This is a genomic window from Aeromicrobium endophyticum (assembly GCF_003586285.1).
GTDB classification, from domain to species: domain Bacteria; phylum Actinomycetota; class Actinomycetes; order Propionibacteriales; family Nocardioidaceae; genus Aeromicrobium; species Aeromicrobium endophyticum.
The window spans coordinates 1,008,555-1,033,844 of the sequence record NZ_QUBR01000001.1 but is presented as its reverse complement, the minus strand read 5'-3'; the positions used below and the strand labels follow the sequence as shown (position 1 = coordinate 1,033,844).

The following is a 25,290-nucleotide window of genomic DNA, read 5'->3' as shown; positions in this document are numbered from 1 at the left end:
GGTCCCCTACCCCGAGACGGCCGGTCTCAATCCGCCGCGCCGGTCGAGGGCCCCGGCTCAGGGCGGGCCGGGCTCGAACCTCACCGACGGCACGCCGCCCGGTCCTTCGGGCGTGACGACGGCGCGCACACGGTAGACGTCGGCGATCAGTCCGGTCGTGAGCACCTCGCCGGGGGTGCCTGCCGCCACGACGGCCCCGTCCTTGAGCACGACGAGCCGGTCGCAGAACATCGCGGCGAGGTTGAGGTCGTGCAGGGCGACGACCGACGTCATCCGCAGCCGCCTGACCAGGTCGAGCAGGTCGAGCTGGTGGTGGACGTCGAGGTGGTTGGTCGGCTCGTCGAGCAGCAGCTCCTGCGGCTGCTGGGCGAGCGCCCGCGCGATGTGCACGCGCTGTCGCTCGCCGCCCGAGAGCGTGTGCCACGAGCGGCTCGCCATCTCGGTCAGCTCGACGCGGGCGAGCGCCTCGGCCACCGCTGCACGATCGTCCTCGCCCTCGGGGGCCCAGGTGCTGCGGTGGGGGATGCGGCCGAGCCGGACGACGTCGGCGACGACCAGGTCGAGCTCGGTCTGCGCCTGCTGCTCGACGACGGCGACGCGACGTGCCACGTCGCGGCGCCTGATGCCGGCGAGGTCGACGCCGTCGAGCAGCACCTGGCCGCTGCTCGGTGACCTGACCCCGGCCAGCAGCCGCAGCAGCGACGACTTGCCCGATCCGTTGGGTCCGAGGAGTCCGACGACGCTGCCGTCGGCGACGTCGAGCGTCACACCGTCGACGATGCGACGGCCGCCGACGACCCACGAGACGTCCCGTGTCGACAGGCTCATGCCGGAACCCTCCGGCGGTAGAGGATGACCGCGAACGCCGGCACGCCGACCAGGGCCGTCACGACGCCGACCGGCAGCTCCTGCGGGCTGAACACGGTGCGCGCGACGGTGTCGACCCACACGAGGAAGATCGCGCCGATCAGCGCGGTCGCGGGCAGCAGCAGCCGGTGCCCGGGACCGACGACGGCGCGGGCCGCGTGCGGCAGCACGAGGCCGACGAAGCCGATCGCGCCGGCCGCGCTGACGAGCGTCGCGGTGATGAGAGCCGTGACGACGAGCAGCACGAGGCGCACCCACCGCACGGAGATGCCGAGCGACGACGCCGCGTCCTCGCCGAAGGCGAAGGCGTCGAGCGCGGGGGCGAGCGCGATGCACACGACCAGGCCGGTCAGGCAGACCGCACCGCACGTGAGCACGTCGTGCCAGCCGGCCCCGCTGAGCGAGCCGAGCAGCCAGAACAGCACGCCGCGGGTCTGCTCGGCGTCGGCCGACGAGGTGACGATGAACGACGTCAGCGCCGAGAACAGCTGCGTCGCCGCCACGCCCGCCAGCACGACCCGGTCGGGGGTGCCACCGGCGCCCGCCGCCAGGAGCAGCACCATCGCGAACGCGACGACCGCGCCGATGAAGGCCCCGGTCGACAGCGTGATGATGCCGCCGCCGACGCCCAGCACGACCACCATCACCGCGCCGGTCGAGGCTCCCGACGAGATGCCGAGCACGAACGGGTCGGCCAGCGGGTTGCGCAGCAGCGACTGCATGATGGCTCCGCAGATCGCGAGGCCGGCCCCGCAGACGGCCGCCAGCAGGGTCCGCGGCAGGCGCAGCTCCCACACGATGCCGTCGCGGATGCGCGAGACGCCCGCGTCGCCGAGACCGAGGTGCTGACCGACGACCGAGAACACGTCACCGACCGACAGGTCGGCGGGTCCGATCGTGATCGCGACCGCGATCGACAGGGCCAGCAGCGCCAGGCCGGCGGCCCAGAGCGTCCAGCGGACGCCCCGGGCCGCGGCCGAGATCGATCCTGTGGTCAATGCGCGAGCCCGAGGTCGGCGAGCGTCTTGGCGATCTTCTCGGTGCCGTCGACCGTGCGGATCGACGGATTCATGTCGGCCCCGTTGAGCACGACGTAGCGCTTCTCGCGCACCGCCGTCAGCTGCTTCGTGACGGGGTTCGACTCGAGGAACGCGATCTTGTCGGCGAGCCGGTCGCCGGTCTCCTGGTCGCGGCGCAGGTCGCCCAGCGCGATGACGTCAGGATCGCGGTCGAGGACGCTCTCCCAGCTGATCTGGGGCCACTCGACATCGGTGTCGTCGAAGACGTTCGTGATGCCGAGGGTGCGCGACATGACGCCCGGCGACCCGTTGGCGCCGGCCATGTAGGGCAGCTCGGTGTTGGCGAACCAGTACGCGATGGTGACATCGTCGTCGGGAGCCGAGGCGGCGGCGTCCTTCATGCGCTGCTTCAGCTCGGCGACGAGCTCGGCGCCGCGCGACGGGACGTCGAAGATCTCGGCGAGCTGGGTGATCTCCCGGTAGACCGTCTCCATCTCGAGCGGGTGGTCACGCGGGCCGTCGCCGCTCTCGTCGGTGCGGCCGTCGCAGTGGGACGGTGCGAGGTAGGTGGGCACGCCGAGCTTGGCGTACTGGGCGCGGCGGTCGGGGTCCTCGCCGTTGAGCGAGTAGCCGAACGAGGCCGTGACGAGGTCGGGCTCCTCCTTCAGCACGCGCTCGTACGAGACCGTGTTGTCGCTCAGGCGCGGCACCTCGGCATTGGCCTCGGCCAGGTCGGGCCGGATCTCGTCGGTCCACGTGGCGGTGCCGACCATGCGGTCCTGCAGTCCGAGCGACAGCAGGATCTCGGTCGAGCCCTGGTTGACCGAGACGGCCCGCTCGGGCGCCTGGTCGATCGTGACGTCGACGCCGCAGTTGTCCTTGATCGTCAGCGGGTACGAGGTCTTGCCCTCGGTGCCGGCGACCGTGCGGCCGGACGCCTGGTCGGACGAGCTCGAGCCGCAGGCGGCGAGCAGGGTGGTGGTCAGGGCGATGCCTGCGAGCAGGCCCGTGGATCGTGCTGGGGTACGGCGGGGCATGGGATGCGTCCTCGGGATCTGAGGCTCTTGCGCGGAGCCTGGTGAGTGATCCGGCCGACGTGGGTCGGCCGCAAACCAGCAGGTCTTCGGACTCGGGTTCGTCCGGACGATGGCGCCTTCCCAGATCTCGCGATCCAGTGGCAGATGCCACCTCCGTCCCCCTCACCGCTGCGCGTCAGCTCCGGATTCTCACCGGATTCCCTGACCCAACGAATGGGCACGACTGGTTCGCCCGCAGCCTAGCCGACGGCCCGGGCCGCCCGACCCGGTGAGCGTCTACGAGCAGACGCCGGCTGTGGCGGCGAGAGCCACCAGGTCGATGCCGGACGGGGTGGGGCGGGGGTCGTCGACCACGACCCAGACGCCGTCCTCCTGTGCGTAGCGTGCCTGCTGGTCACCGGCGACCCATGCCTGCAGCCCGGCGAGCAGGCGGTCGACGTCGTCGCCCGTTGTCCCGATCCCGATGCTCGCCCGTACGGCGCCCGCGCCCCAGCCGAGCCGGTCGAGCAGGGGGTGCGCGCAGAAGCGCCCGTCGCGCACCGACACCCCGTGCTCGGCGGCGAGGAAGGCCGCGAGCAGGCCGGGATCGGTCTCGCGCAGCCTGAACGTGACGACACCGACCGGCTCGGCGGAGTCCACCCATATGCGGGCGACGTCGACCTCGGGCAGCGCGCGCAGTCCGTCGAGCAGTGCGCGGTGCAGCTGCTCCTCGTGCTGCCGCAGCTCTTCGTCGGGCACTGCCGAGAGCTCCGCGGCGGCCGCCGCCATCGCCACGACCCCGACGAGGTTGGGTGTGCCGCCCTCGTGACGGGCGGGGGACGTGGCCCACTGCACGGCGCTGCTGCTCACCTGACGGACGGCTCCGCCCCCGGCCAGGTGCGGGGCCGCGTGGTCGAGCCAGTCGCGCCGACCGACCAGGGCGCCGGCGCCGAACGGGGCGTAGAGCTTGTGACCCGAGAAGGCCACGTAGTCGACGCCTGAGTCCTCCAGCGACAGGCGACGGTGCGCGAGCAGCTGGGCGCCGTCGACGACGATGCGGCAGCCGTACCGGTGCGCCAGGTCGACGACGGCCGCCAGCGGCAGCGACTCGCCCGTGACGTTGGACGTGCCCGTGACGGCCAACAGGGCGAAGCGCCGGGCGGCCAGCACTCCCTGCAGGGCGCTGAGCGTCCCTGCGACGGTCGGTTGGGCGCGGACGACCTCGTGCCCGCCCTGGCTGCGGTCCCACGGCAGCAGGTTCGCGTGGTGCTCGACGTCGAGCGTCAGCACGCGACCCGGAACGGCGGACGCGAGCAGGTTGAGGGCGTCGGTCGTGTTGCGGGTGATGATCGTGACGTCGTCGGGCCGGGCACCGACGAACCGCCCGACGTCCTCTCGCGCCCGCTCGTACAGGGCCGTCGAGACCTGCGAGGCGTAGCCGGCGCCCCGGTGCACGCTGGCGTACCAGGGCAGCACGTCGGTGACGCGCTGCGCGACCGCGACGCTGGCCGGCGCGCTCGCGGCCCCGTCGAAGTTGGCGTGACGCACGGTCCGGCCGTCCACGAGCGGGATCTCGACGTCGGCGCCGACGAGGGGCAGCAACGGCGTCGGACAGGCGGACGTGGCGGTGGTGGGGAAGGAAGACATGGGTTGTGCTCTCTGCTCGCGGTTTGCCAGCGCCGGACGACGCGGGCCCGGTCGTCACCCGGGGCACCCCGCCGCGCGGGAGGGTTGCCGACCAGCGAGCCGGGGCTTCGCGCTGGTGCTCATGACCGTGGTCGAGAACCTGTCACCCGAAGGACCGCCAGATCGCCGTGTCCGAATGACGGACAGGCATCCACATGGTGAGACGGTCGATCGCGGTGATGACACATCGTCAGGATCAGTCCCTGTCCGCACCCGGACGATCCTCAACCCTCCAGACCAAGGAGGTCGGCCCGTGAAGTGGCCTGACCTGGCTGTCCTCGCCGTCATCGTGCTCGTGTTCGTCGGCATCCGTCTCCTCCGCCGCCGACACGTCAACTTCAGCCTCCTGACGCTGCTCGCGCTGGCCGTCGGCGTGCCGATCGGGCTCGTCGCCCGCGGCCACGTCGAGTACGTCGAGCCCATCGGCCGCATCTACATCAACGTCCTGCTGGCCTCGGTCGCCCCGCTGATCGTGGTGGCGATCATCTCGAGCATCGCGTCCCTGGGGAGCATCGAGAAGCTGCGGGCGATCGGATTTCGCTCCATCGGCTGGCTGCTCGCGAGCAACGCGATCGCGGTGGTGCTGGCGCTCGGCATCGGCCTCGCCTCGGGCACCGGTCGCGGCGTCGACGAGTCGCTCGGCGGCGAAGAGCTCTCGGTGCTGCAGAACTCGGTGCAGGACCCGGCGCAGGTCGTCGTCGACTTCTTCCCGTCCAACGTGTTCGGCGACCTGGCCGCGAATCACATCATCCCGATCATCCTGATCTCCGTGACCGTCGCGATCGCCTACCTCACGCTGGCCGAGCGCGACGCCGCGTCGGTCCGGCCGTTCGCCGACGGCATCGAGGCGCTCAAGCTCGTGATCTTCCGCGCGGTCGGCTTCGTCATCGGACTGACCCCGTACGCGATCGTCGCGCTGACGACGACGGTCGTGGCCACCAGTGCCGACCTGGGCTCGAAGTTCTGGTCGCTGGTCGGGCTGCTGGGGCTGACGTGGGGCGCCTGCTTCGCGCACACCTTCCTGGTCAACAGCGTGATCCTGCGCGTGTTCGCCGGGGTGTCGCCGCTCGCCTTCTTCCGCAAGATCCTGCCGGCACAGGTCACGGCGTTCACGACCCATAGCAGCGTCGGCACCCTGCCCGTCACGACGGACGTCCTGACCCGCCGCGTCGGTGTCCACCCCGAGGTCGCGCACTTCACAGCGCCGCTCGGCACCACGATCGGGATGCCCGGGTGCTCCGGCATCTGGCCGATCCTGGTCGCGGTCTGGGGCATCAACGCCTACGGGATCGACTACACGGCGCAGGACTGGATCGTCCTCGCGCTGCTGGGCACGATCGTCTCGATCGGCACGGCCGGCGTGCCCGGCACCGCGACGGTCGCCGCCGCGACGGTGTTCGCCGCTGCCGGCCTGCCGCTGGAGTTCATCGCCGTGACGCTGCCGATCAGCACGATCGCCGACATGGCCCGCACGGCGACGAACGTGACGGCAGCCGCCGTCAGCGCCACGGTCGTGGCCCGCCAGACAGGGCTGCTCGACGACGGCGTCTTCGCCGGCACCCACGATCCCGACGACGGGACCGGCTCCTCCGGACGCCACGCGTCGCAGCTCGTCTGACCTGGACGTCCCGTTCCCTTCCGCACCATTTACAGTCCCCGCACCACCCACCAGGAGAATCATGAAGCGCACCCTCTCGACCGCCCTCGCCGCAGCGTCGCTCGTCGTCGTGACGATCGGCCTGGCCCAGCCGGCCCAGGCGATCACCAACCCCGCCGACAACCCGCGACCCATCACGGTCAAGGGCGACGACGGCAAGACGTACACGGACGGCGAGGACACGTTGCCGGGCTACGACGACGAGGCCTGCACCTACATCCCGGGCGCTTACTTCGACTTCGACAACAACCGCGTCCGCTACGCCGACGGCCAGTCGATCCCGTGGACGGAGTGGGAGCGCGCGACGGGCTACAAGGAGTGGAAGGCCAAGCAGTCCAAGCCCGCCGCCCCCGCGACGCCGAAGGCCACGACGCCCGCCGCCGCGAAGACGCCGGCTCCGAAGCCGACCAAGCCCAAGCCTGCCGCGACCGCCAAGCCCGCGTCATCGGGCAAGAGCGCCGCCGGCACGCCGTCGTCCGCGACGCCCGAGCCCACGGCGTCGGCGACGCCGTCCGACGACGTCGATGCCGCCGGCACCGACGAGAAGGCCGCGGCTGAGGAGCCGACGTCGGAGCCGTCGACCGCCCCCGAAGAGGCGACCGCCACCGACGAGGCCGACGAGGTCGCGCTGGCGTCCGACGAGTCGGAGACCACGAAGGCGTCCGCCGAGGAGTCGGACGGCACCGGCTCGGCCGGCCTGCTGATCCTGGCCGGACTCGCCGGTGCCGGAGCCCTGGCCTACGCCGGCTACACGGTCGTGGCGCGTCGCAAGGGCCAGGCCTCCTGACGCGCGGCTGACCGGCCCGGCATCCGCCGAGCCCGGCCGACACCACTCTCGCTCGCACCGTCCCGACGGCGGCACCCGCCGTCGGTCGGACGAGTGCGCCCGAAACCCCTGGCACGACCACCCCAGAAGAGCACGATCACCCCCGAAGAGAGAGAACCGTCCATGAACACATCCACCACGCGGCGCCGCCTGGCCGTCGCGACGCTGGGCCTCGCGGTCGCCGCGAGTCCCTTGGCGACCGGCGCGCTCACCGCCGGCAGCGTCGCGGCGCCCACCCGCGCCGCGGCCACGTCGGTCGACACGACCTACCTCACCGACACCTTCCCGGGCCTGCCCGCGTCCAACATCCTCGAGACCGTGACCTACGACCGCTTCCAGTGGCTGCTGCGTCAGCCCGGCCAGTACGCCTTCGTCATCGGCTCGGCCGCTGACGCCGGTTTCACGTCCAAGGTGGTCCAGACCGAGGCTGCGGCCCGCGCGGCCGGGGCCAAGAAGGTCTACTGGTTCGACCCCAACCTGACGGGTGACGCGAGCGCCACCAAGAACCTCGACACCCGCGACCCGTCGGGCATCAACCTGGGTACGGCTTCGCAGACGATCTACGGCAACACGTGGCGAAACGCCCTGGGCCAGGGTCTCGGCAACGGCTTCAAGGCCGTCACGAGCGGCTCCACCGTTACCCTGACGGCCGACGACTCCGTCGTCAACGACGCGGTCGACCCACTGTGGGACTACCGCTCGTCGCCGGCAGCGGCTCCCGCCGCGGCCGACGAGGACGTCTTCATCGTCTACGACAAGAACCACACCTCGGGCGGGTCCGACGACAAGATCCGTAGCTGGGTCAAGTTCTCCGCGTCGTCCGACGTGACGAGCGACGTGACGTCGGCGCTCGCTGCCGCCGGTGGTGCGTCGACGATCGACGCGACGAGCCAGTTCGCGTGGTGGAAGGACGCTGCCAACAGCAAGCACCGCACCCAGTACGTGTCCGACAGCGACGCCCGCTACGGCGGCGACATCCTCTCCGACGCCGATGGCGCGGACGGCTGGAACATCCAGCAGATCACCTACCCCGAGCTGCTGCACCTGCTCGACGTGAAGGACGACGCCAAGAAGAACTTCGTGATCCTCTTCGGCGGCACGTGGTGCCACAACACCCGCGCAGTCCTGAAGCACGTCAACCAGGAGGCGAAGAAGAACGGGACGACGGTCTACAACTTCGACCTGGTCCTCGACGGCGGCACGGTCGGCGGCACGAACGGCGTGGCCAACCCGCTCCACGTCCGCGACAACGCCAACAACGGGAGCACCAGCAACTACCGTCCGTCGTGGGTCTACGGCGACGTGGTCCGCAAGAACTTCAAGAACCTCGTGACGGAGAACGAGCCCAACACGGGCAGCCGGGTGTCGTACTACCCGAACGGTGACACGACGGCCTTCCCAGACGTGGTGCGCAAGCTGCAGGTTCCGTTCCTGATCAACTACCAGCGCGGCACCGGCACGAACCCGTCGGGCACCGCGGTCAAGCGTCAGTGGATCCAGCAGAACACCGACGAGTCGACCGGTCTGCCGACCTTCCGTGAGTACATGACGGAGTGGTGGTTCACGCAGCCCTCGGCTCAGCTGGGTCTGAGCTTCCCGATCCCGTCCGACGAGTCGACGCTGACCGACCAGCAGAAGCAGCAGCTCGCCCAGGCCCGTGCGAACGTCGCCTTCGCGAAGGAGGCACTCGACAAGCTCGACGACTTCTTCGCAGGTCTGCCCGGCGCCGTGGTGTCGACGCAGACCGTGACCGCGGCGCCGGTCACCTACGGCACGGCTCCGAAGGTCACGGTGGCGATCGCCAACCGCTACGGACGGATCCCGTCCGGGACGGTCACGCTGTCGGTGTCGGGCCGTTCGTACGCTGCCGGCGTCGCGCAGAACGCGGCATCGTTCGACGTCGCGACCCTGGCGCCCGGCTCGTACCCCTTCACGGTGAGCTACCTGGGCGGTGCCGAGATCCTTCCGTTCCAGCAGGCCGGGACGTTGACCGTCACGAAGGCCGGCGTGGTCGCGCTGTCGGGCAAGGTCGCCAAGGTGCCCTCGAGCAAGAAGACGGGCACGTACAAGGTGACGGTGAAGACGCCGGCGGGCCTCGCGCGGGCCGGCGGCAAGGTCACCGTGACCTTCACGAAGGGCAAGGCGACCAAGAAGGTTCGCGCCACCCTCAAGAACGGGGTGGTGTCGGTCAAGGTGCCGAAGGTGAGCAAGGGCACCGTGAAGGTCAAGCTCTCCTACGCCGGCGACGCGAGCTACACGTCCGCCAAGGCGTCCGGCAAGGCGATCTCGGTGAAGAAGTAGCCCAGCACGAGACATCGATGGGATCCTGTCGACCGCCAGGCCGGCAGGATCCCCTCGGCCGTCGATGGGGCTACTTCACCTCCGAGCGCATCAGGGCCCAGAGGCCGACGGCGAGGGGGATCACGAGCCAGACGAAGGTCGTGACGGCGAGGTGCGCCCACTGGCTCGCGTCGAGGGAACCGTTGTAGAGCGCCGACTGGGCGTAGTTCACGTCGACCCACGGGCGCAGGTCGCCGAACCACTGCTGCGTCTGCGCCAGCACCTCGGTGAGCCCGGGCAGCACGAACGAGTAGACGAAGTAGCCGACGATGGCTCCTGCGGAGTGACGGATCGTGACGCCGAGCATGAAGCCCACCAGCATCCCGATCACCTGGGCGAGTGCGATGTTGAACAGACGCTCCGGGCCGAGGTTCCACGCCGCGTCGACGCCGAGCAGCGCCGAGCCGGCCACCGTGCCGAGCACACCGACCACCAGGGCGAGCGCGGTGGACGCGATGCTGATGCCGATCGTCACGACGGCCTTGGCGGCGATGGCACGGCCGCGGTGCGGCACGAGGGTGAAGGTCGTGAGCCCGCTGCGCTGGCTCCACTCGCTCGTCACCGCGAGCACGGCGATCATCGGCAGGATGACGGTCATCGGGAAGCCGATCGCCGAGGCGAACGTCGAGTACGTGATCGCCGAGTCCGGCGCCCAGAGCAGCACCGACCCGGTGGCCAGCAGTGCCGCGATGCCGATGCTCGCCAGCAGCCAGAAGCCTGCGCGGGTGTCGAAGCACTTGCGCAGCTCGACCGACACCAGTCGTGCGAACGGGACGGGGTCGGGCACGGGCCGCGGCGCGCGCCGGGAGACGGGGGGCGACGGGGGGACGGCGACGGTCGTGGCGGTGGTGCTCATGCTGCTTCTCCTCGGGTGGTGGTCTCGCGCTGCTCGGCGGCGGTGAGCTCGAGGAACATCTCCTCCAGGCCGGCTCCCTCGGCGGCGCGCAGCTCGAGCAGGGCGATGCGGGCGTCCAGGGCGATCGAGCCGACGACCTCGGTATCGGCCTCGACGCGCAGGGCGTCCGAGCCCCCGGCGGCGGCGCTCGGCGCGTGCGCCACACCGGCCGTGGCCAGGGCGGTCGTCAGGCCCGGGACGTCGCGGGTGCGGACGAGCGTGCCGGCCGACGCGAGCAGCTCGGCCTTCGTGCCCTGGGCGACGATGCGTCCGTTGCCGATCACGACGAGGTCGTCGGCGACGACCTCGATCTCGTGCAGCAGGTGCGACGACAGCAGCACCGTGGCGCCCTGGTCGGCGTAGCCGCGCAGCAGGTCGCGCATCCAGCGGATGCCGGCCGGGTCGAGCCCGTTGGCGGGCTCATCGAGGATCAGCACCTCGGGCTCGCCCAGCAGCGCGGTGGCGATGCCGAGGCGCTGCCGCATGCCGAGCGAGTAGTTCCGCACCCGGCGGTCGGCCTCGGACGGGGTCAGGCTGACCTGCGCGATCATCTCGTCCACGCGGCTCTTGGGCAGGCCCATGGTCCGCTGGGCGATCGTCAGGATCTCGCGGCCCGTCCGGCCGGCGTGCTGCGCAGATGCGTCGAGCAGCACGCCGATTTCGCGGCCGGGGTTGGGCAGGTCGGCGAAGCGACGTCCGCAGACGGTCGCGCTGCCGGACGTCGGTGGGGTGAGGCCGACCATGACGCGCATCGAGGTCGACTTGCCGGCGCCGTTGGGGCCGAGGAAGCCGGTGACCCGACCGGGTCGAGCGGTGAACGTGACGTCGTCGACGGCCCGGAAGGCGCCGTACGTCTTGGTGAGTGAATCGACGGTGATCATGCGACGACTGTGGCGTCGCCGGGCCGTCCCCCACATCGGGGACGACGCTGGTCGCACCCCTGACGCGACCCTGAGCGAGTCGGGGTCACCGAGTGGTGCAGTTCGGATCGCGAGTGGCGCGTTTCTGGGGGACACGCCGTCCCAGAAACGCGAAACTGCGCCACTCGCGGATAGCGAGTGGCGCAGCTCGGGTGGGTCAGCTCAGGCGTCGGCCTCGAGGTCGGCCTTGACGCGGCGGTGCGCCTCCCAGATCTCCTCGGGCAGGTCGTGGAACGCCGTCAGGTGCACCTCGCGGTTGGCGATCTCCTGCTGCCAGCGCGCGTTGTCGATCGTCAGGATCGTGTCGAGGTCGTCCGAGTCGATCTCGAGTCCCTCGAGGTTGAGCTCCTCGCGCGTCGGGATGATGCCGACCGGCGTCGAGCGTCCGGAGACCTCACCGGCCTTGAGCTGCATGAGCCACAGCAGCGGACGCAGGTTGTCGCGGTAGCCGGGCCACAGGAAGCGACCGTCGTCGCCGCGCTGGAACCAGTTGACGTGCGCGAACAGCGGCGCCTCCTTGGCATCGCCGATGATCTTGAGCCACTGGGCCGCGTAGGCGCCCTCGGGGTACGACATGAACGGACGCATCGACATCGGGTCGTAGCGCAGCTGGCCGTCGACGCCCTCGGCGGCGAACGTGGCCTCGGCGCCCAGCGTCAGGCCGTCGTAGACGCCCTCGGCGAGGTCGGTGATCGCGCGGATCAGCGGCTCGCGGTCGCGGGTGCGTCCACCGAAGATGATCGCGTCGATCGGCACGCCCTGGGGGCTGTTGAAGTCGGGAGCGACGTTGGGGACGTTCGACAGCGTCGTGGTGAAGCGGCTGTTGGGGTGCGCCCACGGTGCGTCGTCGCCCTCGGCACGCTCGGAGATCTTCTCGCCCTTCCAGTCCTCCCAGCCCGTGACGTCCTCGGGCGGGTTGGGCGTCTTGCCCTCCCACCAGACCTCTTGGGTGTCGGGGTTGTAGGCGATGTTGGTGAAGATCGCGCCGGTGCCCGCGTCGACCGAGTGCAGCGCGCCCGGGTTGGTGGCCTCGTTGGTGTCCTTGGCGACGCCGAACACGCCGAACTCGGGGTTCATGCCGTAGAGCTTGCCGTCGTTCTCGTCGACCCAGAGCCACGCGATGTCGTCGCCGTAGAAGTCGACGTAGTAGCGGTCGCCCAGGGCGTCGGGAGCCAGCGTCATGGCCAGGTTGGTCTTGCCCGACGCACTCGGGAAGCCGCCGCAGATGTGGTACTTCTTGCCGGTCTCCTTGTCGGTGATGCCGAGCAGCATGAACTGCTCCGACAGGAACTTGCCGGACGCCCAGCCGTCGTACGCCGCCTGGCGCAGGCCGTGCGCGATCTTGCCGAGCAGCGCGTTGCCGCCGTACGACGAGCCGAAGTGCAGGATCGTGCGCTCGTCGGCGACCGTCACGAAGTAGCGCGCGTCGTCGTCGGTGCCGTGGCCGAGGTTCTCGAGGTCGCCGGTCACGTGGACGGCGCGCACAAAGCTGTCGGGGTCGGCGAGCTCGTTGATGTAGTCGATGCCGACGCGGGCCATGCGGATCATGTGCATGACCACGGTGCGCGAGTCGGTCAGCTCGACGCCGGCCGCGTACGCCTCGAGCGGGGAGCCGGGAGGTGCCATCAGGTACGGGACGACGTACATCGTCTTGCCGGCCGAGGCGCCGCGCATCTTGCCCTCGAGCAGCGGCTTCATCTCCGACGACGGACGCCAGTTGTTGTAGACGCCCGCATCGCTCGGGTTGCTCGTCGCGACGATCGTCCGCTCCTCGGAGCGGGCGGTGTCCTTGTGGTAGCTGCGCGAGTAGTAGAGCCCCTCGCCGGCGGGCTGGAGCTCGCCGGCCGCCAGTGCTTCCTCGGCCAGCCGGGCGTCGTCGGACGCGCTGACGACCTCGACCCGCTCGGCGCCCGTCAGGTCTGCCCAGTAGCGCACGTACTCGCGCACGTGGGGGTTGGTGAGTCCGGCCTGATCCAGTGCTGCCTCAACGTCTGCCATCGCGTGCTCGCCTCTCGTGTCATGAACGCGCCTGCGTGCAGCGCATTTCACCGAAGGGTAACCACCGTCGGCGGAGGCCTCGCGACCCCACCATTTGTGTGCCGCGGACAACAAATCCCGGCGCCGCGACGCCGGTGCGATCAGCTGGTCTGGATGCGGCTCTCGGCGTTGGAGCGCAGGGTGTCGGCGAAGGCCGTGTCGTGCTCGAGCAACGACGCGATGGCGTCCTCGCCGAGACGCAGCACGCGGATCTGGGACGCCGCGACCGCCGAGGCGTTGCGCAGGCTGTGGTTGACCAGCGCGATCTCGCCGAAGACGTCGCCGGGGCCGAGCTCGGCGATGGTCTGGCCACCCTTGCGGATCTCGACCGTGCCGTCGAGCACGATGTAGGCCGAGTCGGCCGGTGTGGTCTCCATGATGACCGACCAGCCCTGCGGGATGTTGACGGCGTTGCCGACCGTGGCGAGGCGCTTGACCAGCGACTTGTCGAACGAGGTGTGCTCGCTCAGCGTCTTCACGACGTCCGGGTCGGCCTTCTGCTTGGGTGCCATGACGGGGTCCTTCGGTCGGAGGGCTCGGCGTGTTGCCGGGGTGGGAGTACGGCCGTGACACCGAGGCAGCAGGTGTCGTTGGTCACACCGTAGCGGCTGCCGTCACTATATTGGCTCCGCGGGACGTGGGCCCTCGACGACGAGGCCTTCCACGACGAGAGACGGGGACATCGTGGCGACAGCGCACCGGACGGGCAGCGACTGGCTGCTCGGTCCGCCCGACCAGCCGAGCGGACGTCTGCGCGTCCGCATCCAGGCGCTGCTCACGATCCTGCTGGTCGGCACCAACGTCATCGGCGCGATCATCGTCGTGGCCATCACCTTCCTCGTGACCCCCGGCGGCGGGCCCAACTCCGGCTACCTGACCGCGCTGGCGATCGCGGTGCCGGTGTACGTGGGCGTCGCGGTGCTGATCGGCGCGACGGCCGTCACGGTCAGCGCCCTGCACGCGCTGCGCTGGTCGATCGAGGACCAGGAGCCCACGGTCGACGAGCGTCGCACGGCCCTGCGGCTGCCGTGGCGCATGACGCTGATCCAGCTGGGGCTGTGGATGGGCGGGGTCGCGACCTTCACGATCCTCGCGATCATCTTCCAGCCCGAGGCCGTGCTGGGTGCGGTGTTCGCCGTCGGCATCGCAGGCCTGGTGGTGTGCGCGATCGCCTACCTGTTCACCGAGTTCGCGCTGCGTCCGATCGCGGCGCGGGCCCTGCAGGGTCGGGCGTCGGCCGACGAGATGGGCGCCGGCGTGCAGCGCCGCATGCTGTTGTTCTGGGGCCTCGGCACCGCGGCCCCGGTGCTCGGCCTGGTGGTCGCCTCGATCGCGGCGATCTCGCGCGACGACACCAGCATCGTCCGGCTGGCGTCGACCGCACTGGGTCTGGCCGCCGTCGTGCTGCTGTTCGGCGCGCTCGTGACGGTGCTCAACGCCCGGGCGGTCGTCTCGCCGATCGTGGCGGTCCAAGAGGCGCTCGAGCGCGTCAAGGAGGGCGATCTCGACGTCGAGGTGCGCGTCGACGACGGCACCGAGCTGGGGCTGCTGCAGTCGGGCTTCAACGAGATGGTGCAGGGGCTGCGCGAGCGCGAGCAGATCCGCGACCTGTTCGGACGCCACGTGGGCCGGGCGGTGGCCCAGGCGGCGACCGACGGCAACGTCGAGCTCGGCGGCGAGACCCGTACCGTCTCGGTGCTGATGATCGACCTGATCGGCTCGACGACGTACGCTGCGACCCGTTCGCCGGCCGAGGTCGTCGCGATGCTCAACCGCTTCTTCGCCGTCATCGTCGAGGAGGTCGACGACCACGGCGGTCTCGTCAACAAGTTCATGGGCGATGCCGTCCTCGCGATCTTCGGCGCACCCGCCGACCTCGACGACCACGCAGGTGCAGCGCTGGCGACGGCACGGCGCGTCGCCGAGCGTCTGGCCGACGAGGTGCCCGAGATCGGTGCCGGCATCGGCGTGTCGACGGGCCAGGCCGTGGCCGGCAACGTCGGGCACCGCTCGCGCTTCGAGTACACCGTCATCGGCGACGCGGTCAACGCCGCGGCCCGTCTGACCGAGCTCGCCAAGGACGTCGAGGGACGCGTGCTGGTGGCCACCGCCAGCGTCACCGCTGCCGACGAGCGCGAGCGGCGCCACTGGACGCCTGATGGGTCGCCGGTGCTGCGCGGACGGTCGGAACCGACTCCCACGTCACGCCTGGCCTGACCGAGCGGTCACCTGAGCGGTGCCACAGCCCCCATCGCGTCGTCGAGGAGCTCGCCCAGGGACGTCCCCGGGTTCTCGGCCCAGGCGATCTGGGCTGCCTCCAGGCACGCGACGGCGCTGGCGGTCACGGCGGCGGCCCGCGTGCCACTGCGGTCGGCGGCATCCGTCGACGGGAGGCGCGCGGCGGTGAGCGGTGCCAGGCGCTCGACCCACAGGCGCCGACGGGTCTCGATCGTGGCCCGCAGGGCCGGCTCGGCGCGCAGCATGAGCTGGAGCGGGCGCGACTTCTCGTGGTGCTGCTCCTGCAGCCTGATCGTCGCCGAGAACGCGGCACGCAGGGCGGGCCACGCGGCCTCGTCGGCCGGACGTTGCTCGAGGGCCGTCGCGATCAGGTTGCCCGACTCGACGAGACGCTCCAGGACCAGCTCGTCCTTGCCCGCGAAGTAGCGGAAGAACGTGCGCCGCGACATGCCCGCGGCGTCCGCGATCTGGTCGACCGTCGTCGCCTCGTAGCCGTGCGCGGCGAACAAGGTCCAGGCGTGCTTGGCGACCTCGTCGCGGATCGCCTCGCGCGCGTGGTCACGCAGGCTCATGTCCGGGGTCACGGCGCCACCCTACCGTCGGTGACACCGAGGGGCGAAGTTGGCACTCGGTGTCACAGACGGATATGGTTGCTCGGCCCTACCAACATCCCCCCGGAAGAGTCGACATGACCGACCACGACGTCTCCGCCACCGCCGTGGCCGAGCACACCTCCCCCCGACGCGCGACCTTCGAGCTGCTCGTCGTGGGACTCGGCGCCCTGGTGGTGGCCCTCGCCCAGTCGGTGCTGATCCCGGTGCTGTCGATCCTGCCGGCCGACCTCGACACCTCGGCCAGCAACGTCAGCTGGCTGCTGACGTCGACCCTGCTGGTGGCCGCGGTGTCGGTGCCGATCCTCGGCCGCCTCGGCGACATGTTCGGCAAGCGCCGCATGCTGCTCGTGGCGATCGCCGCGCTCGTCGTCGGCTCGCTCATCACCTCGTTCACCGACAACATCGGGCTGCTCATCGCGGGACGCGCGATCCAGGGAGCGTCGGCCGCGGCGATCCCGCTCGGCATCAGCCTGCTGGCGACCGTCATGCCCCGCGAGCGCGTCGGCTCGAGCATCGCCCTGATCAGCGCGATGCTCGGCGTGGGTGGCTCGCTGGGACTGCCGCTGGCCGGGTTCGTCGCCGAGCACGCCGACTTCCACGTGCTGTTCTGGATCACGGGCCTGGCCGGTGTGGTGGCCTTCGTCGGCATCCTGCTGATCGTCCCCGAGGCGCCGGGCCGCAGCGGGGGACGCGTCGACGTCGTCGGCTCGGTGCTGCTGGCCGCCGGGCTCGTGTGCCTGCTGCTCCCGCTCGCGCAGAGCTCGACGTGGGGCTGGGACGACCCGCGCATCTGGGTGCTGCTGGCCGCCGCCGTCGTGCTGATCGCGATCTTCGGGTGGACGCAGCTGCGCATCGAGGACCCGCTCGTCGACCTCAAGGCCCTGCGTCGTCCGCCCATCGTGCTGACCAACGCGGCATCGATCCTGTTCGGCTTCGCGCTGTTCGCCTCGTTCATCGGCACCGCCTCCTACATCGAGGCGCCCGAGTCGAGCGGCTACGGCTTCGGCTCCAGCCTGCTCGTGGGCGGTCTCGCGATGCTGCCCAGCGGCCTCATGATGCTGCTGTTCGCGCCCGTCGCGGCCAAGCTCATCGCGACCCGGGGGGCGTCGCAGACCCTCGCCCTCGGCGCGCTCGTCGTGGCCGCCGGTTTCATGGCGCGCATCTTCGTGCACGAGGCGCTGTGGCAGGTCGTCGTGGGCTCGACGGTCATCGGCGTCGGTACCGGCATCGGCTACGCCGCGATGCCCTCGCTCATCAACGCCCACACGCCGGCCGACGAGACGGGTGCGGCCAACGGCCTCAACTCCCTGTTCCGTAGCCTCGGCAGCTCGCTGGCCAGCGCGATCGGCGGCAGCATCCTGGCGGGGTCGACCGTCATCGTCGGCACCTTCGCGGTGCCGTCGCTCGACGCGTACCAGCTGATCTTCGCCCTGTGCGGCGCCGCGGCCGTGCTCGCCGCCGTGCTGGTCATGTTCATCCCGCACCGCCCCCAGCAGGCCTGATCAGACAGGCCGCCCGGGTGGGCGATCAGGCCAACGAGGTGCGCAGCGTGGTCGCGACGTGTTGGGCGGCAGGTGAGATCGAGCGTCCAGGGACGTAGGCGAGCACCAGGTCGCGATCGACCGTCGGCTCCACCAGCTCGGCGGAGCTCAAGCCGGCGAAGGACATCAGCGGCAGGACCATCGCGGGTGCAGCCGCCACGCCGAGGCCGGCGGCAACGAGGCCGGCGATGACCGCGATGTTCTGCGCTTCCGCAGCCTGCGCCGGGGCCAGGCGGAGGCGGGAGAATGTCTCGTCGGTGAGCGCTCGCAGGCTGCTGGCCTCGCCGAAGCTGACGATCGGTTGCTCCGCCAGGTCTGCCCAGGTCACCTGGTCTCGCCCATGGAACGGATGGTCGTCGCGAAACACCGCGTGGAACCGGTCCTTGGTCAGCGGCGTGAGGGCGAGCTCGTCCGGCAACCCCTCGTCGACCGTGATCGCGAAGTCGACGCGGCTGGTGAGCAGCTGCTCGGTGGCCACGTGCGCCAAGGTGTCGGCGATGTCGAGGACGATGTCAGGCGATGTCACCCGCAGCTCGGCGACGATGGCAGGCAGCATCGTCGCGGCGATCGACGGCAGAGCAGCGATGCGCACGATGCCGCCGAGGCCGTCGCGGAACAGCACGAGCTCCCTGAGCCCACGCTCGTAGTGCTCCACCATCGCCGACCCGAGCCGCACCAGCTCGCGGCCCACCGCGGTGGGCTCCACCGAGCGGGTCGTGCGTTCGAACAATCGGGCTCCGACTCGTCGTTCCGCCTCGTTGACCGCGCGGCTGAGAGCGCTCTGCGACATGTGGACGGCCTCGGCTGCGACCGTGAATGACTGTTTCTCGGCAACTTCCAGAATCAATCGCAGGTCGCGGAGGCTCAAGTCGATGGAGGGGTCCATCACGTCATGTTAATGCGTCTGATGCATCAAATAATGCAAATTCTAGCGTGCGGGCGCATCAATTGCGCTCGTATCGTGACGTGGGCCACCCGGGAGATGTGGCGACGGTCACGTCGCCGACGTGTGTGGCGATCTCGACCAGACGGAGACACGTGATGACGCGAAGCTGCTCAGGCATCCACCACCGAGGACCGGTGCGACGATGACTGTTGCCTTCCAGCCGCTCGCTGGGGTCCGCGTCATCGACTTCACCCGTGTCCTGGCCGGCCCGTACGCGACGATGCAGCTCGCCGAGCTCGGTGCTGACGTCATCAAGATCGAGATGCCCGGGACCGGCGACGAGACCCGGGCCTGGGGGCCTCCCTTCGTGGGCCAGACCAGTGCGTACTTCCACGCCGTCAACCGGGGCAAGCGCAGCGTCGCTCTCGACCTGACCACCAAGGACGGCCGCACGGCGGTGGATCGTCTGATCGCGTCGGCCGACGTCGTGGTCGAGAACTTCCGTCCGGGCGTGACCGATCGCCTCGGCATCGGCCCAGCGGCGGTGCTCGAGCGTCATCCTTCCGTCGTGTACGGGTCGATCACGGGCTTCGGCGTCGATGGTCCGATGGCTACTCACGCCGGCACCGAGGTCATCGTGGAGGCGGAGTCGGGGCTCATGAGCATCACCGGCCTGCCGGACGGCGAACCGGTTCGCTTCGGCGTCGCCATGGTCGACCTGGCCACAGGCCTGTCGCTGGTCAACGGTGTTCTCGCCGCCCTGCTCGAGCGTGTCCGCACGGGTCGCGGGCGGCGCATCGACGTCTCCTTGTACTCCACGGCCATCAGTGCCCTGGGCACGGTCATCGCCGGATCGTCCGTCGACGGCGGGACGCCGCGCCCGTGGGGCAGCGCGCACCCGTCGATCGTCCCCTACCGGGCCTTCGCCGCCCAGGACGGCCACGTCGTCCTCGGTGCCACCAACGATGCGATGTACCGCCGACTGATCGAGTCGTTGGATGCCTCGAGGGCCTTGGGGCGACACGCGTGGAGCGGCAACGCGGGCCGGGTGGCCGAGCGAGACGAGGTCGAGGCTGAGCTGCAGTCGATCGTGGGCGAGCTCACGGTGGACGAGCTGCTCACCCGGCTGCGCCGGCTCGGCGTGCTCGTCGCCCCCGTCCGCACGCCTGGCGAGGCTGCACGCAGCGACCAGGCCGCTGCGCTGCGACTCATCATCGACGACGACGGGCTCCTGGTCCCCCGGTCACCGCTGTCGTCGACCGGCACGCGGGACCTGTGCCGGGCGCCTGAGCTGGGGGAGCACACCGAGCAGGTCTTCACCGAGCTCGACGGTCTCGACGTCTCGCCCAGCACCGGAAAGGACAACCATGTCGTCAACTGAGAGCGCTGTGACGGATCAGGCCGCCGCTCCGGCCGCCCCAGAAGGGCCGAGGTCCAGCAGGTCGTCGGTCCTGCGACCGATCGCCGCGAACAGGCCCTTGATCGCGGTGCTGTTCCTGATGCTGCTCGTCGGGTTCTTTGCGGTGAAGCTGCCGGACACGTACCTCACGGCCGACAACATGAAGTCGGTCCTGACCCAGCAGTCGACGCTGCTGGTGCTTGCGCTGGGCGTCACGTTCGTCCTCGTGATCGGTGAGTTCGACCTGTCCTTCGCATCGACGATCGGCTTGTCCGGAGCGAGCTCGATCCTCCTGATGTCGAACCACGACGTGTCACCGCTGGTGGCCGTCGTCGCCGCGATCCTCGTCGGCGGAGCTGTCGGGGTCGTCAACGGGGTCGCCGTCGCCTGGGGGCGCGCACCCGCCTTCATCGCGACGCTCGCCGCCGGCTCGGCCGCCGTCGGGATCGAGCAGCTGATGACCAGCAACAACACGATCTCGGACAACATCCCGCTCGGCTACCTCGGCTTCACCCTGAACGAGCACCTGGGACTGCCGTGGTCCACCTGGCTGACGCTCTTGCTGGTCGTGGTGGCGGTCGTCGTGATGTCGTTCACGACACTCGGTCGGCGCCTCCGCGCCACGGGGATGAACCCGACGGCGGTGACCTTGGCGGGCATCTCGGTGAGCCTCGTCCGTCTGTCGGCCTTCGTGGTCCTCGGGCTGCTGGCCGGGCTCGCCGGCGTCATGGTCACGTCCCAAGGTGGTTCCTACTTCCCCAACAGTGGCGCCGGCCTCCTGCTCCCGCCCTATTCAGCGGTGTTCCTCGGCGCCGCGATCGTCGGTCGAGGTCGGTTCAGTCCTGCCGCGACCGTGTTCGGCGTCGTCTTCATCGCCCTGCTCGAGCGCGGACTGACGATGATGGACCAGAAGGCGGCCGTCATCCAGCTCATCGAGGGAGCCGTGCTGCTCGCGGCGGTCGTGCTGGCCCGGCAGGAGCGCAAGCAGTGACCTCCTTCGAGACCGAGGCGCTCCGCGCAGACGGCGTGACGAAGCGGTACGGTCCGGCCCTGGTGCTGGACCGGGCGTCCTTGACGTTGGTGGGGGGGCGTGTGGACGGCCTGATCGGCCGCAACGGAGCGGGCAAGAGCACCTTCGTGAACGTCCTGACGGGTCGCGTGGGGGCCGACGGCGGCAGCGTCGCCGTGGCCGGCGCAGAGCTGGAGCTGAAGGGACCGGCCGAGGCCCTTGCCGCTGGCATCGTCGCCGTGCCGCAGGAGCTCGTGATGCCCATGGACATGACGGTCACCGAGGTGGTGACGTTCGGCGCCGAGCCGAGCCGGGGTGTCCTCCTCGCGCCCCGCGCCGCCGAGCGCCATGTCCGCGCGCTGTTCGAGTCCCTCGGGCTCGACCTCGACGTGCGCCGTCGGGTGAGAGAGCTTCCCGTGTCCTGGCAGAAGGTCGTGCTGCTGGCGCAGGCGCTCCACCGCGACGCGCGCATCCTGATCCTCGACGAGCCCACCGCCGCGATGAACGCCGAGGACTGCGAGCGGGTCATGACGGTCGTCCGCAGGCTCAGGGAGCGAGGTCTCGCGATCCTCTACATCAGCCATCGATTCGACGAGGTCGAGGCGCTGTGTGATCGAGTCACCGCCATGGCGGACGGTCAGGTCATCGACGTCATGGAGCAGGGCGAGGTCACCCACGACAGGCTCGTGCGTGCCATCACCGGACCCGAGGTCGTCGCGACTCGCCCGACGCGCGCATCCGCGCCACGAGCCCTGCGGGACAGCCCCGTGTCGTTGACGGCAACCAATCTGAGTGGCGCCCGGCTCGATGGTGTCGACATCGAGGTCGTGGCCGGAGAGATCCTCGGTGTCGCAGGCCTGCCCGGTTCTGGTGCCGAGGAGGTCTTCGCGCAGCTGGCCGGTCGCCAACGGCCTCGAGGTGGGTCGGTGGAGGTCGGTGGCGAGCCGCTCACGACGGCCGCGAGCGCGAACAGGCTGGGAGTCAGCCTCCTGCCGGCCTCGCGGGCGTCGGCCTCGTTGCCCTCCGAGCCCGTCATCGAGAACCTCGTGCTCCCCGCGCTGCGCCGGGTCGGGCGACACGGCTTCATGACGGTGCCTGCCAGTCGTCGCCGGGCAGCGGCCATCATCGATCGACTGTCGCTCCGACCTGTGGCGGACCGCCTTCTCGGGCAGCTGTCCGGTGGCAACCAGCAACGGGTCCTGGTGGGTGCCAAGCTGCTGGCCGAGCCACGCTTCCTGCTCCTCGAGGACCCCACGGTCGGCGTGGACGTGGCAGCCCGCGCAGAGCTCCACACCCTGCTGTGGAGTCTTGCGGACGAAGGACTCGGCCTCGTCGTCGGATCGAGCGACGCGGAGGAGCTCCTCGAGCTCTGCGACCGCATCGTCGTCCTGCGACGAGGTCGCATCGTCGCATCGTGGTCGGCCGCCGAGGCGACCGAGTACGCGCTCATCGGGGCCATGACCGGCAGCATCGCTGCACCAGCGAGCTGAACACCGGATACACCGGAGAAGGAGAAACATCATGCGAGGAACTCAAGGACGACGTTGGTCGGCCGTCGTGGCCGGACTGGCGCTGCTCGTGCCTCTGTCGGCGTGCGGGTCGTCCGACAGCGGGGACGGGGGAGGCGCCGGTGGGTCCGGTTCCAAGGACGTCGGCTCGAAGACGATCGGGTGGGTCGACGGCACGCTCGCCGGCTCGTACCAGCAGCGGCTCTACGAGGCGGGCAAGGACGCGGCGTCCCACGTGGGGTGGAAGGTCAAGACGGTAGACACCCAGGGCGATCCGGCGAAGGCCGCCTCCGGCGTCTCCAGCCTCGTGACCTCGGGCGTCGACGCCATCATCATGTCCGCCGTGACCCCGTCGACGGCGCGCGCCGGTCTGCTCCAGGCCAAGGCCAAGAAGATCCCCGTCCTGATGGTCGGGTCATCGGTCGACAGCAGCCTGAACTCCGACCTCGACCTCACGTACATCGGCGAGGACGAGGAGGCGCTCACGAAGCCGCTGGCCGACCTGATGCTTCAGAACCTCAAGCCCGGCGACCAGGTCGGGATGCTCACGACCACGGCACTGGCCTCGGCGGTCGAGCGCACTGATGCGCTCACGACCGCGCTCGAGGATGCCGGCATCGAGGTCGTCCCGCCGCTCGAGACCGGATTCGACTTCAGCGCGGGTCAGAAGAATGCGGCGACCCTGCTCAGCCAGAACCCGAGGATGACGGCGATCGTCCCCATCTTCGACCTCTGGACGGCGGCGACGCTCAGCGCGCTCAAGTCGGCCAAGCGCGACGAGGTCAAGGTGTACTCCTACTACGCCGACGCCATCAGCACGCCGCTGATGCGGGACAACCCCGACGTCGTGCTCGGCCTCGCCGACGGCGACATGATCTCGAGCCCGTACGTGGCGATCGACAAGCTGCTCGCCTTCTTCGCGGACGGCAAGAAGATCACCGAGTCGGACGATGACTACGAGTACGTCGCGGTCACGAAGGACAGCCTTCCGCCCGGAGAGCAGAATGGGCCGGTCTCCCAGGCGGAAGCCGCGAAGCCGTTCTTCGAGAAGTGGGCCGCCGAGTACGACATCGCCGCTTCGTGAAGCCCCGGTCGGGGCGGGCCAGGTGCCGCTCCGACCGGGTGCCCGGGGACAGCCCGGTACACCTCGACACCGACCACGAAGGAGACACCATGACCAGCCGACGACGGGTCGTCACCGGCCACACCGACAACGGGACCTCGACGATCGCGAGCGACGCCGCCGTCCCGGCCCGTACCTCACCCGGCCTGCCCGGGGTCGACATGCTGTATCTCTGGGGCACCGACGGGCCGCAGGCATACCCCGACCAGGGTGCGGAGCCGGCCTGGACGCAGCACTTCCCTCCCGTCGGGGGGTTCCGGTTCGTGACGTTCACGCTGCCGCCGGCCGACTTCGTCCGGCCGGAGGACGCGGACTCGCCGGAGAACCAGCAGCACGCCCGATCGTCCTTCCCAGGGCTGCTCGAGACCTACCGCGAGGACGAGCCAGGCGTCCACACCTCCGACACGACCGATGTCGCCGTGGTGCTCTCGGGCGAGGTCGTTCTGGGACTGAGTGACGGGACCGAGACGACGCTGGCTGCTGGCGACACGGTCGTCCAGAACGGCACCGCTCACAGCTGGACCAATCGGACCAACCAGCCGGTCGAGATGCTCTTCGTCCTGGTCGGCGCCACCCGGAAGGCGTGAGGATGAGCGAGCAGACCACTGGCCGCGCGGCCGTGATGAGCGACTACAAGGAAGACTTCGAGATCCGGGAGTACCCGCGACCGGTCGCGGCTCCGGGTGGTCTCGTCGTCGAGATCGACGTGGCCACGGTCTGCGGGTCGGACGTCCATGCGTGGCAGGGCAACCTCGCCCTGCCTGTCGATCCACCGCTGATCCTCGGGCACGAGATGGCCGGCCGGATCGTCGAGATCGGCGACGGAGCGGAGCTCGACAGCGTCGGCCAACGGCTCGAGCTAGGCGATCGGGTCGTGTGGGCTCACGTGCCGTGCGGCCGATGCCACGAGTGCACGGTGCTGCACCAGCCCGTGCTGTGCGCACGCCGCTACATCGCCTATCTCACGAGCTGCGCGGAGGCTCCGCACTTCACCGGCACCTTCGCCGACTACGCGATCGTCCGCCCCGAGGCGGGACGCGTCCGGGTGCCCGATGGCGTCGAGTCGTCCTGGGCATCTGCAGGCAGTTGCGCGCTCCGCACCGTCGTCAAGGCGCTCTCCCTGGCGGGCAAGATCGATCACGACGACACCGTCGTCGTGCAGGGAGCGGGACCGTTGGGGCTGTTCGCGACGGCGCTGCTGTCGATCCACGAGCCGCGCAAGCTGGTGGTCGTCGGTGGTCCCGAGGACCGTCTGGAGCTCGCTCGCGAGTGGGGTGCCACTGACACCGTCCTCGTCGACCCGTCGGCTGATCCCGCCGGACGCATCGCCGAGGTCACGTCGATCACGGGGCGCGGTGCGTCGGTGATGTTCGAGCTCGCAGGTGCTCCGGGAGTCATGACCGAGGGCATCCAGATGATGGCCCGCGGAGGTCGCTACGTCATGCTCGGCACGCTCGGAGGCCGGCCGCAGGAGATCAGCGTCTCGACGATCGTGACACGCGGCATCACGGTCATCGGCTCCATGAGCGGTGAGATCGGCGACTACCACACCGCGATGCAGTTCCTCGATCGCTATCAGGACCGCTTCGACTGGAATCGCATGCTCGGCAACGAGTACGGCCTCGACGAGCTCGCCGACGCTATGGCGGCGATGCGCCGGATGGACGAGATCAAGCCCGTCATCCGGCCGTCGCGCCAGACCTGAACCC

The 25,290-nt window shown here is 70.2% G+C and carries 22 protein-coding genes and 2 riboswitches; of the genes, 11 read left to right on the top strand and 11 right to left on the bottom strand.

The features are described 5' to 3' along the window. Positions 1-57: 57 nt before the first annotated feature. From DX116_RS05115 to DX116_RS05100, 4 genes are all read right to left on the bottom strand, one after another. Positions 58-828, bottom strand: a complete 771-nt coding sequence (locus DX116_RS05115; RefSeq protein ID WP_119703087.1) for an ABC transporter ATP-binding protein — start codon at positions 826-828, stop codon at positions 58-60. Beyond that, positions 825-1,865 (bottom strand): FecCD family ABC transporter permease, encoded by a 1,041-nt coding sequence (locus DX116_RS05110; RefSeq protein ID WP_233556570.1) that lies wholly within the window; start codon positions 1,863-1,865, stop codon positions 825-827. The genes DX116_RS05115 and DX116_RS05110 overlap by 4 nt, the downstream gene beginning before the upstream one ends. Next, positions 1,862-2,923 carry an ABC transporter substrate-binding protein gene (locus DX116_RS05105; RefSeq protein ID WP_119703086.1) on the bottom strand — a complete coding sequence of 354 codons (1,062 nt, stop codon included), beginning with the start codon at positions 2,921-2,923 and terminating at the stop codon, positions 1,862-1,864. Before DX116_RS05105 ends, DX116_RS05110 begins: the two co-directional genes overlap by 4 nt. 60 nt (positions 2,924-2,983) lie before the next feature. Beyond that, a riboswitch (cobalamin riboswitch) is annotated at positions 2,984-3,166 on the bottom strand. A 33-nt stretch (positions 3,167-3,199) separates the two neighbouring features. Next, entirely contained in the window at positions 3,200-4,549 is a 1,350-nt protein-coding gene (locus DX116_RS05100; protein WP_119703085.1) for an aminotransferase class V-fold PLP-dependent enzyme, read from the bottom strand. A gap of 13 nt (positions 4,550-4,562) precedes the next feature. After that, positions 4,563-4,676: riboswitch (SAM riboswitch) on the bottom strand. A gap of 165 nt (positions 4,677-4,841) precedes the next feature. Here DX116_RS05100 and DX116_RS05095 point away from each other — a divergent pair. From DX116_RS05095 to DX116_RS05085, 3 genes are all read left to right on the top strand, one after another. Then, entirely contained in the window at positions 4,842-6,206 is a 1,365-nt protein-coding gene (locus DX116_RS05095; RefSeq protein ID WP_158591903.1) for a dicarboxylate/amino acid:cation symporter, read from the top strand. A gap of 61 nt (positions 6,207-6,267) precedes the next feature. After that, positions 6,268-7,032 (top strand): hypothetical protein, encoded by a 765-nt coding sequence (locus DX116_RS05090; protein ID WP_119703084.1) that lies wholly within the window; start codon positions 6,268-6,270, stop codon positions 7,030-7,032. A gap of 162 nt (positions 7,033-7,194) precedes the next feature. After that, positions 7,195-9,372, top strand: a complete 2,178-nt coding sequence (locus DX116_RS05085; RefSeq protein ID WP_119703083.1) for an Ig-like domain-containing protein — start codon at positions 7,195-7,197, stop codon at positions 9,370-9,372. Positions 9,373-9,442: 70 nt separating this feature from the next. On the opposite strand, the gene DX116_RS05080 is transcribed toward DX116_RS05085, so the two are convergent. The 4 genes from DX116_RS05080 to DX116_RS05065 form a co-directional block, all read right to left on the bottom strand. Continuing rightward, a complete protein-coding gene (locus tag DX116_RS05080) occupies positions 9,443-10,267 on the bottom strand; it encodes an ABC-2 transporter permease (protein ID WP_119703082.1) in 825 nt (274 codons plus the stop codon). Beyond that, entirely contained in the window at positions 10,264-11,187 is a 924-nt protein-coding gene (locus DX116_RS05075) for an ABC transporter ATP-binding protein (protein ID WP_119703081.1), read from the bottom strand. The genes DX116_RS05080 and DX116_RS05075 overlap by 4 nt, the downstream gene beginning before the upstream one ends. A gap of 201 nt (positions 11,188-11,388) precedes the next feature. Further along, the gene (locus tag DX116_RS05070; RefSeq protein ID WP_119703080.1) at positions 11,389-13,224 is read right to left on the bottom strand and encodes a phosphoenolpyruvate carboxykinase (GTP); all 1,836 of its coding nucleotides are present in this window, start codon (positions 13,222-13,224) and stop codon (positions 11,389-11,391) included. Positions 13,225-13,364: 140 nt separating this feature from the next. Then, positions 13,365-13,775, bottom strand: a complete 411-nt coding sequence (locus DX116_RS05065) for a cyclic nucleotide-binding domain-containing protein (RefSeq protein ID WP_119703079.1) — start codon at positions 13,773-13,775, stop codon at positions 13,365-13,367. 172 nt (positions 13,776-13,947) lie between these two features. Here DX116_RS05065 and DX116_RS05060 point away from each other — a divergent pair, with 172 nt between their 5' ends. Beyond that, a complete protein-coding gene (locus tag DX116_RS05060; protein WP_233556569.1) occupies positions 13,948-15,480 on the top strand; it encodes an adenylate/guanylate cyclase domain-containing protein in 1,533 nt (510 codons plus the stop codon). A gap of 8 nt (positions 15,481-15,488) precedes the next feature. Here the strand turns inward: DX116_RS05060 and DX116_RS05055 are convergent, their stop codons facing one another. Further along, positions 15,489-16,085 (bottom strand): TetR family transcriptional regulator, encoded by a 597-nt coding sequence (locus tag DX116_RS05055; RefSeq protein ID WP_147393582.1) that lies wholly within the window; start codon positions 16,083-16,085, stop codon positions 15,489-15,491. 104 nt (positions 16,086-16,189) lie between these two features. Here DX116_RS05055 and DX116_RS05050 point away from each other — a divergent pair, with 104 nt between their 5' ends. After that, positions 16,190-17,617, top strand: a complete 1,428-nt coding sequence (locus tag DX116_RS05050; protein WP_119703076.1) for an MFS transporter — start codon at positions 16,190-16,192, stop codon at positions 17,615-17,617. A 25-nt stretch (positions 17,618-17,642) separates the two neighbouring features. Here DX116_RS05050 and DX116_RS05045 read toward each other — a convergent pair whose 3' ends face one another. Further along, on the bottom strand, positions 17,643-18,542 hold the full coding sequence (locus tag DX116_RS05045) for a LysR family transcriptional regulator (RefSeq protein WP_119703075.1): 900 nt from the start codon (positions 18,540-18,542) through the stop codon (positions 17,643-17,645). Between the two features lie 202 nt (positions 18,543-18,744). On the opposite strand from DX116_RS05045, the gene DX116_RS05040 reads away from it, so the two are divergent. After that, positions 18,745-19,923 (top strand): CaiB/BaiF CoA transferase family protein, encoded by a 1,179-nt coding sequence (locus tag DX116_RS05040; protein WP_119703074.1) that lies wholly within the window; start codon positions 18,745-18,747, stop codon positions 19,921-19,923. Between the two features lie 15 nt (positions 19,924-19,938). On the opposite strand, the gene DX116_RS19845 is transcribed toward DX116_RS05040, so the two are convergent. After that, complete coding sequence (locus tag DX116_RS19845; protein WP_158591902.1) at positions 19,939-20,091, bottom strand: hypothetical protein; 153 nt, start codon at positions 20,089-20,091, stop codon at positions 19,939-19,941. Between DX116_RS19845 and DX116_RS05035 the strand changes: the two genes are divergently transcribed. From DX116_RS05035 to DX116_RS05015, 5 genes are all read left to right on the top strand, one after another. Continuing rightward, positions 20,066-20,932 carry an ABC transporter permease gene (locus DX116_RS05035; RefSeq protein ID WP_158591901.1) on the top strand — a complete coding sequence of 289 codons (867 nt, stop codon included), beginning with the start codon at positions 20,066-20,068 and terminating at the stop codon, positions 20,930-20,932. The genes DX116_RS19845 and DX116_RS05035 overlap by 26 nt on opposite strands. Then, complete coding sequence (locus tag DX116_RS05030; protein WP_119703072.1) at positions 20,929-22,440, top strand: sugar ABC transporter ATP-binding protein; 1,512 nt, start codon at positions 20,929-20,931, stop codon at positions 22,438-22,440. The genes DX116_RS05035 and DX116_RS05030 overlap by 4 nt, the downstream gene beginning before the upstream one ends. A 31-nt stretch (positions 22,441-22,471) precedes the next feature. Then, positions 22,472-23,542 carry a sugar ABC transporter substrate-binding protein gene (locus tag DX116_RS05025; RefSeq protein WP_119703071.1) on the top strand — a complete coding sequence of 357 codons (1,071 nt, stop codon included), beginning with the start codon at positions 22,472-22,474 and terminating at the stop codon, positions 23,540-23,542. Between the two features lie 89 nt (positions 23,543-23,631). After that, the gene (locus tag DX116_RS05020) at positions 23,632-24,168 is read left to right on the top strand and encodes a cupin domain-containing protein (RefSeq protein ID WP_119703070.1); all 537 of its coding nucleotides are present in this window, start codon (positions 23,632-23,634) and stop codon (positions 24,166-24,168) included. 2 nt (positions 24,169-24,170) lie between these two features. Next, positions 24,171-25,286: a zinc-binding dehydrogenase gene (locus tag DX116_RS05015; RefSeq protein ID WP_119703069.1), complete on the top strand. Its 1,116-nt coding sequence runs from the start codon at positions 24,171-24,173 to the stop codon at positions 25,284-25,286. The last annotated feature ends 4 nt before the right edge of the window (positions 25,287-25,290 follow it).

What these genes read in the sequence shown, in the direction of transcription:
- DX116_RS05015 (WP_119703069.1), top strand. Translation starts at nt 24,171, where the DNA reads ATGAGCGAGCAGACCACTGGCCGCGCGGCCGTGATGAGCGACTACAAG.
- DX116_RS05040 (WP_119703074.1), top strand. Translation starts at nt 18,745, where the DNA reads ATGACTGTTGCCTTCCAGCCGCTCGCTGGGGTCCGCGTCATCGACTTC.
- DX116_RS05025 (WP_119703071.1), top strand. Translation starts at nt 22,472, where the DNA reads ATGCGAGGAACTCAAGGACGACGTTGGTCGGCCGTCGTGGCCGGACTG.
- DX116_RS05020 (WP_119703070.1), top strand. Translation starts at nt 23,632, where the DNA reads ATGACCAGCCGACGACGGGTCGTCACCGGCCACACCGACAACGGGACC.
- DX116_RS05045 (WP_119703075.1), bottom strand. Translation starts at nt 18,542, where the DNA reads ATGGACCCCTCCATCGACTTGAGCCTCCGCGACCTGCGATTGATTCTG.
- DX116_RS05090 (WP_119703084.1), top strand. Translation starts at nt 6,268, where the DNA reads ATGAAGCGCACCCTCTCGACCGCCCTCGCCGCAGCGTCGCTCGTCGTC.
- DX116_RS05105 (WP_119703086.1), bottom strand. Translation starts at nt 2,923, where the DNA reads ATGCCCCGCCGTACCCCAGCACGATCCACGGGCCTGCTCGCAGGCATC.
- DX116_RS05115 (WP_119703087.1), bottom strand. Translation starts at nt 828, where the DNA reads ATGAGCCTGTCGACACGGGACGTCTCGTGGGTCGTCGGCGGCCGTCGC.
- DX116_RS05075 (WP_119703081.1), bottom strand. Translation starts at nt 11,187, where the DNA reads ATGATCACCGTCGATTCACTCACCAAGACGTACGGCGCCTTCCGGGCC.
- DX116_RS05080 (WP_119703082.1), bottom strand. Translation starts at nt 10,267, where the DNA reads ATGAGCACCACCGCCACGACCGTCGCCGTCCCCCCGTCGCCCCCCGTC.
- DX116_RS05100 (WP_119703085.1), bottom strand. Translation starts at nt 4,549, where the DNA reads ATGTCTTCCTTCCCCACCACCGCCACGTCCGCCTGTCCGACGCCGTTG.
- DX116_RS05070 (WP_119703080.1), bottom strand. Translation starts at nt 13,224, where the DNA reads ATGGCAGACGTTGAGGCAGCACTGGATCAGGCCGGACTCACCAACCCC.
- DX116_RS05065 (WP_119703079.1), bottom strand. Translation starts at nt 13,775, where the DNA reads ATGGCACCCAAGCAGAAGGCCGACCCGGACGTCGTGAAGACGCTGAGC.
- DX116_RS05050 (WP_119703076.1), top strand. Translation starts at nt 16,190, where the DNA reads ATGACCGACCACGACGTCTCCGCCACCGCCGTGGCCGAGCACACCTCC.
- DX116_RS05085 (WP_119703083.1), top strand. Translation starts at nt 7,195, where the DNA reads ATGAACACATCCACCACGCGGCGCCGCCTGGCCGTCGCGACGCTGGGC.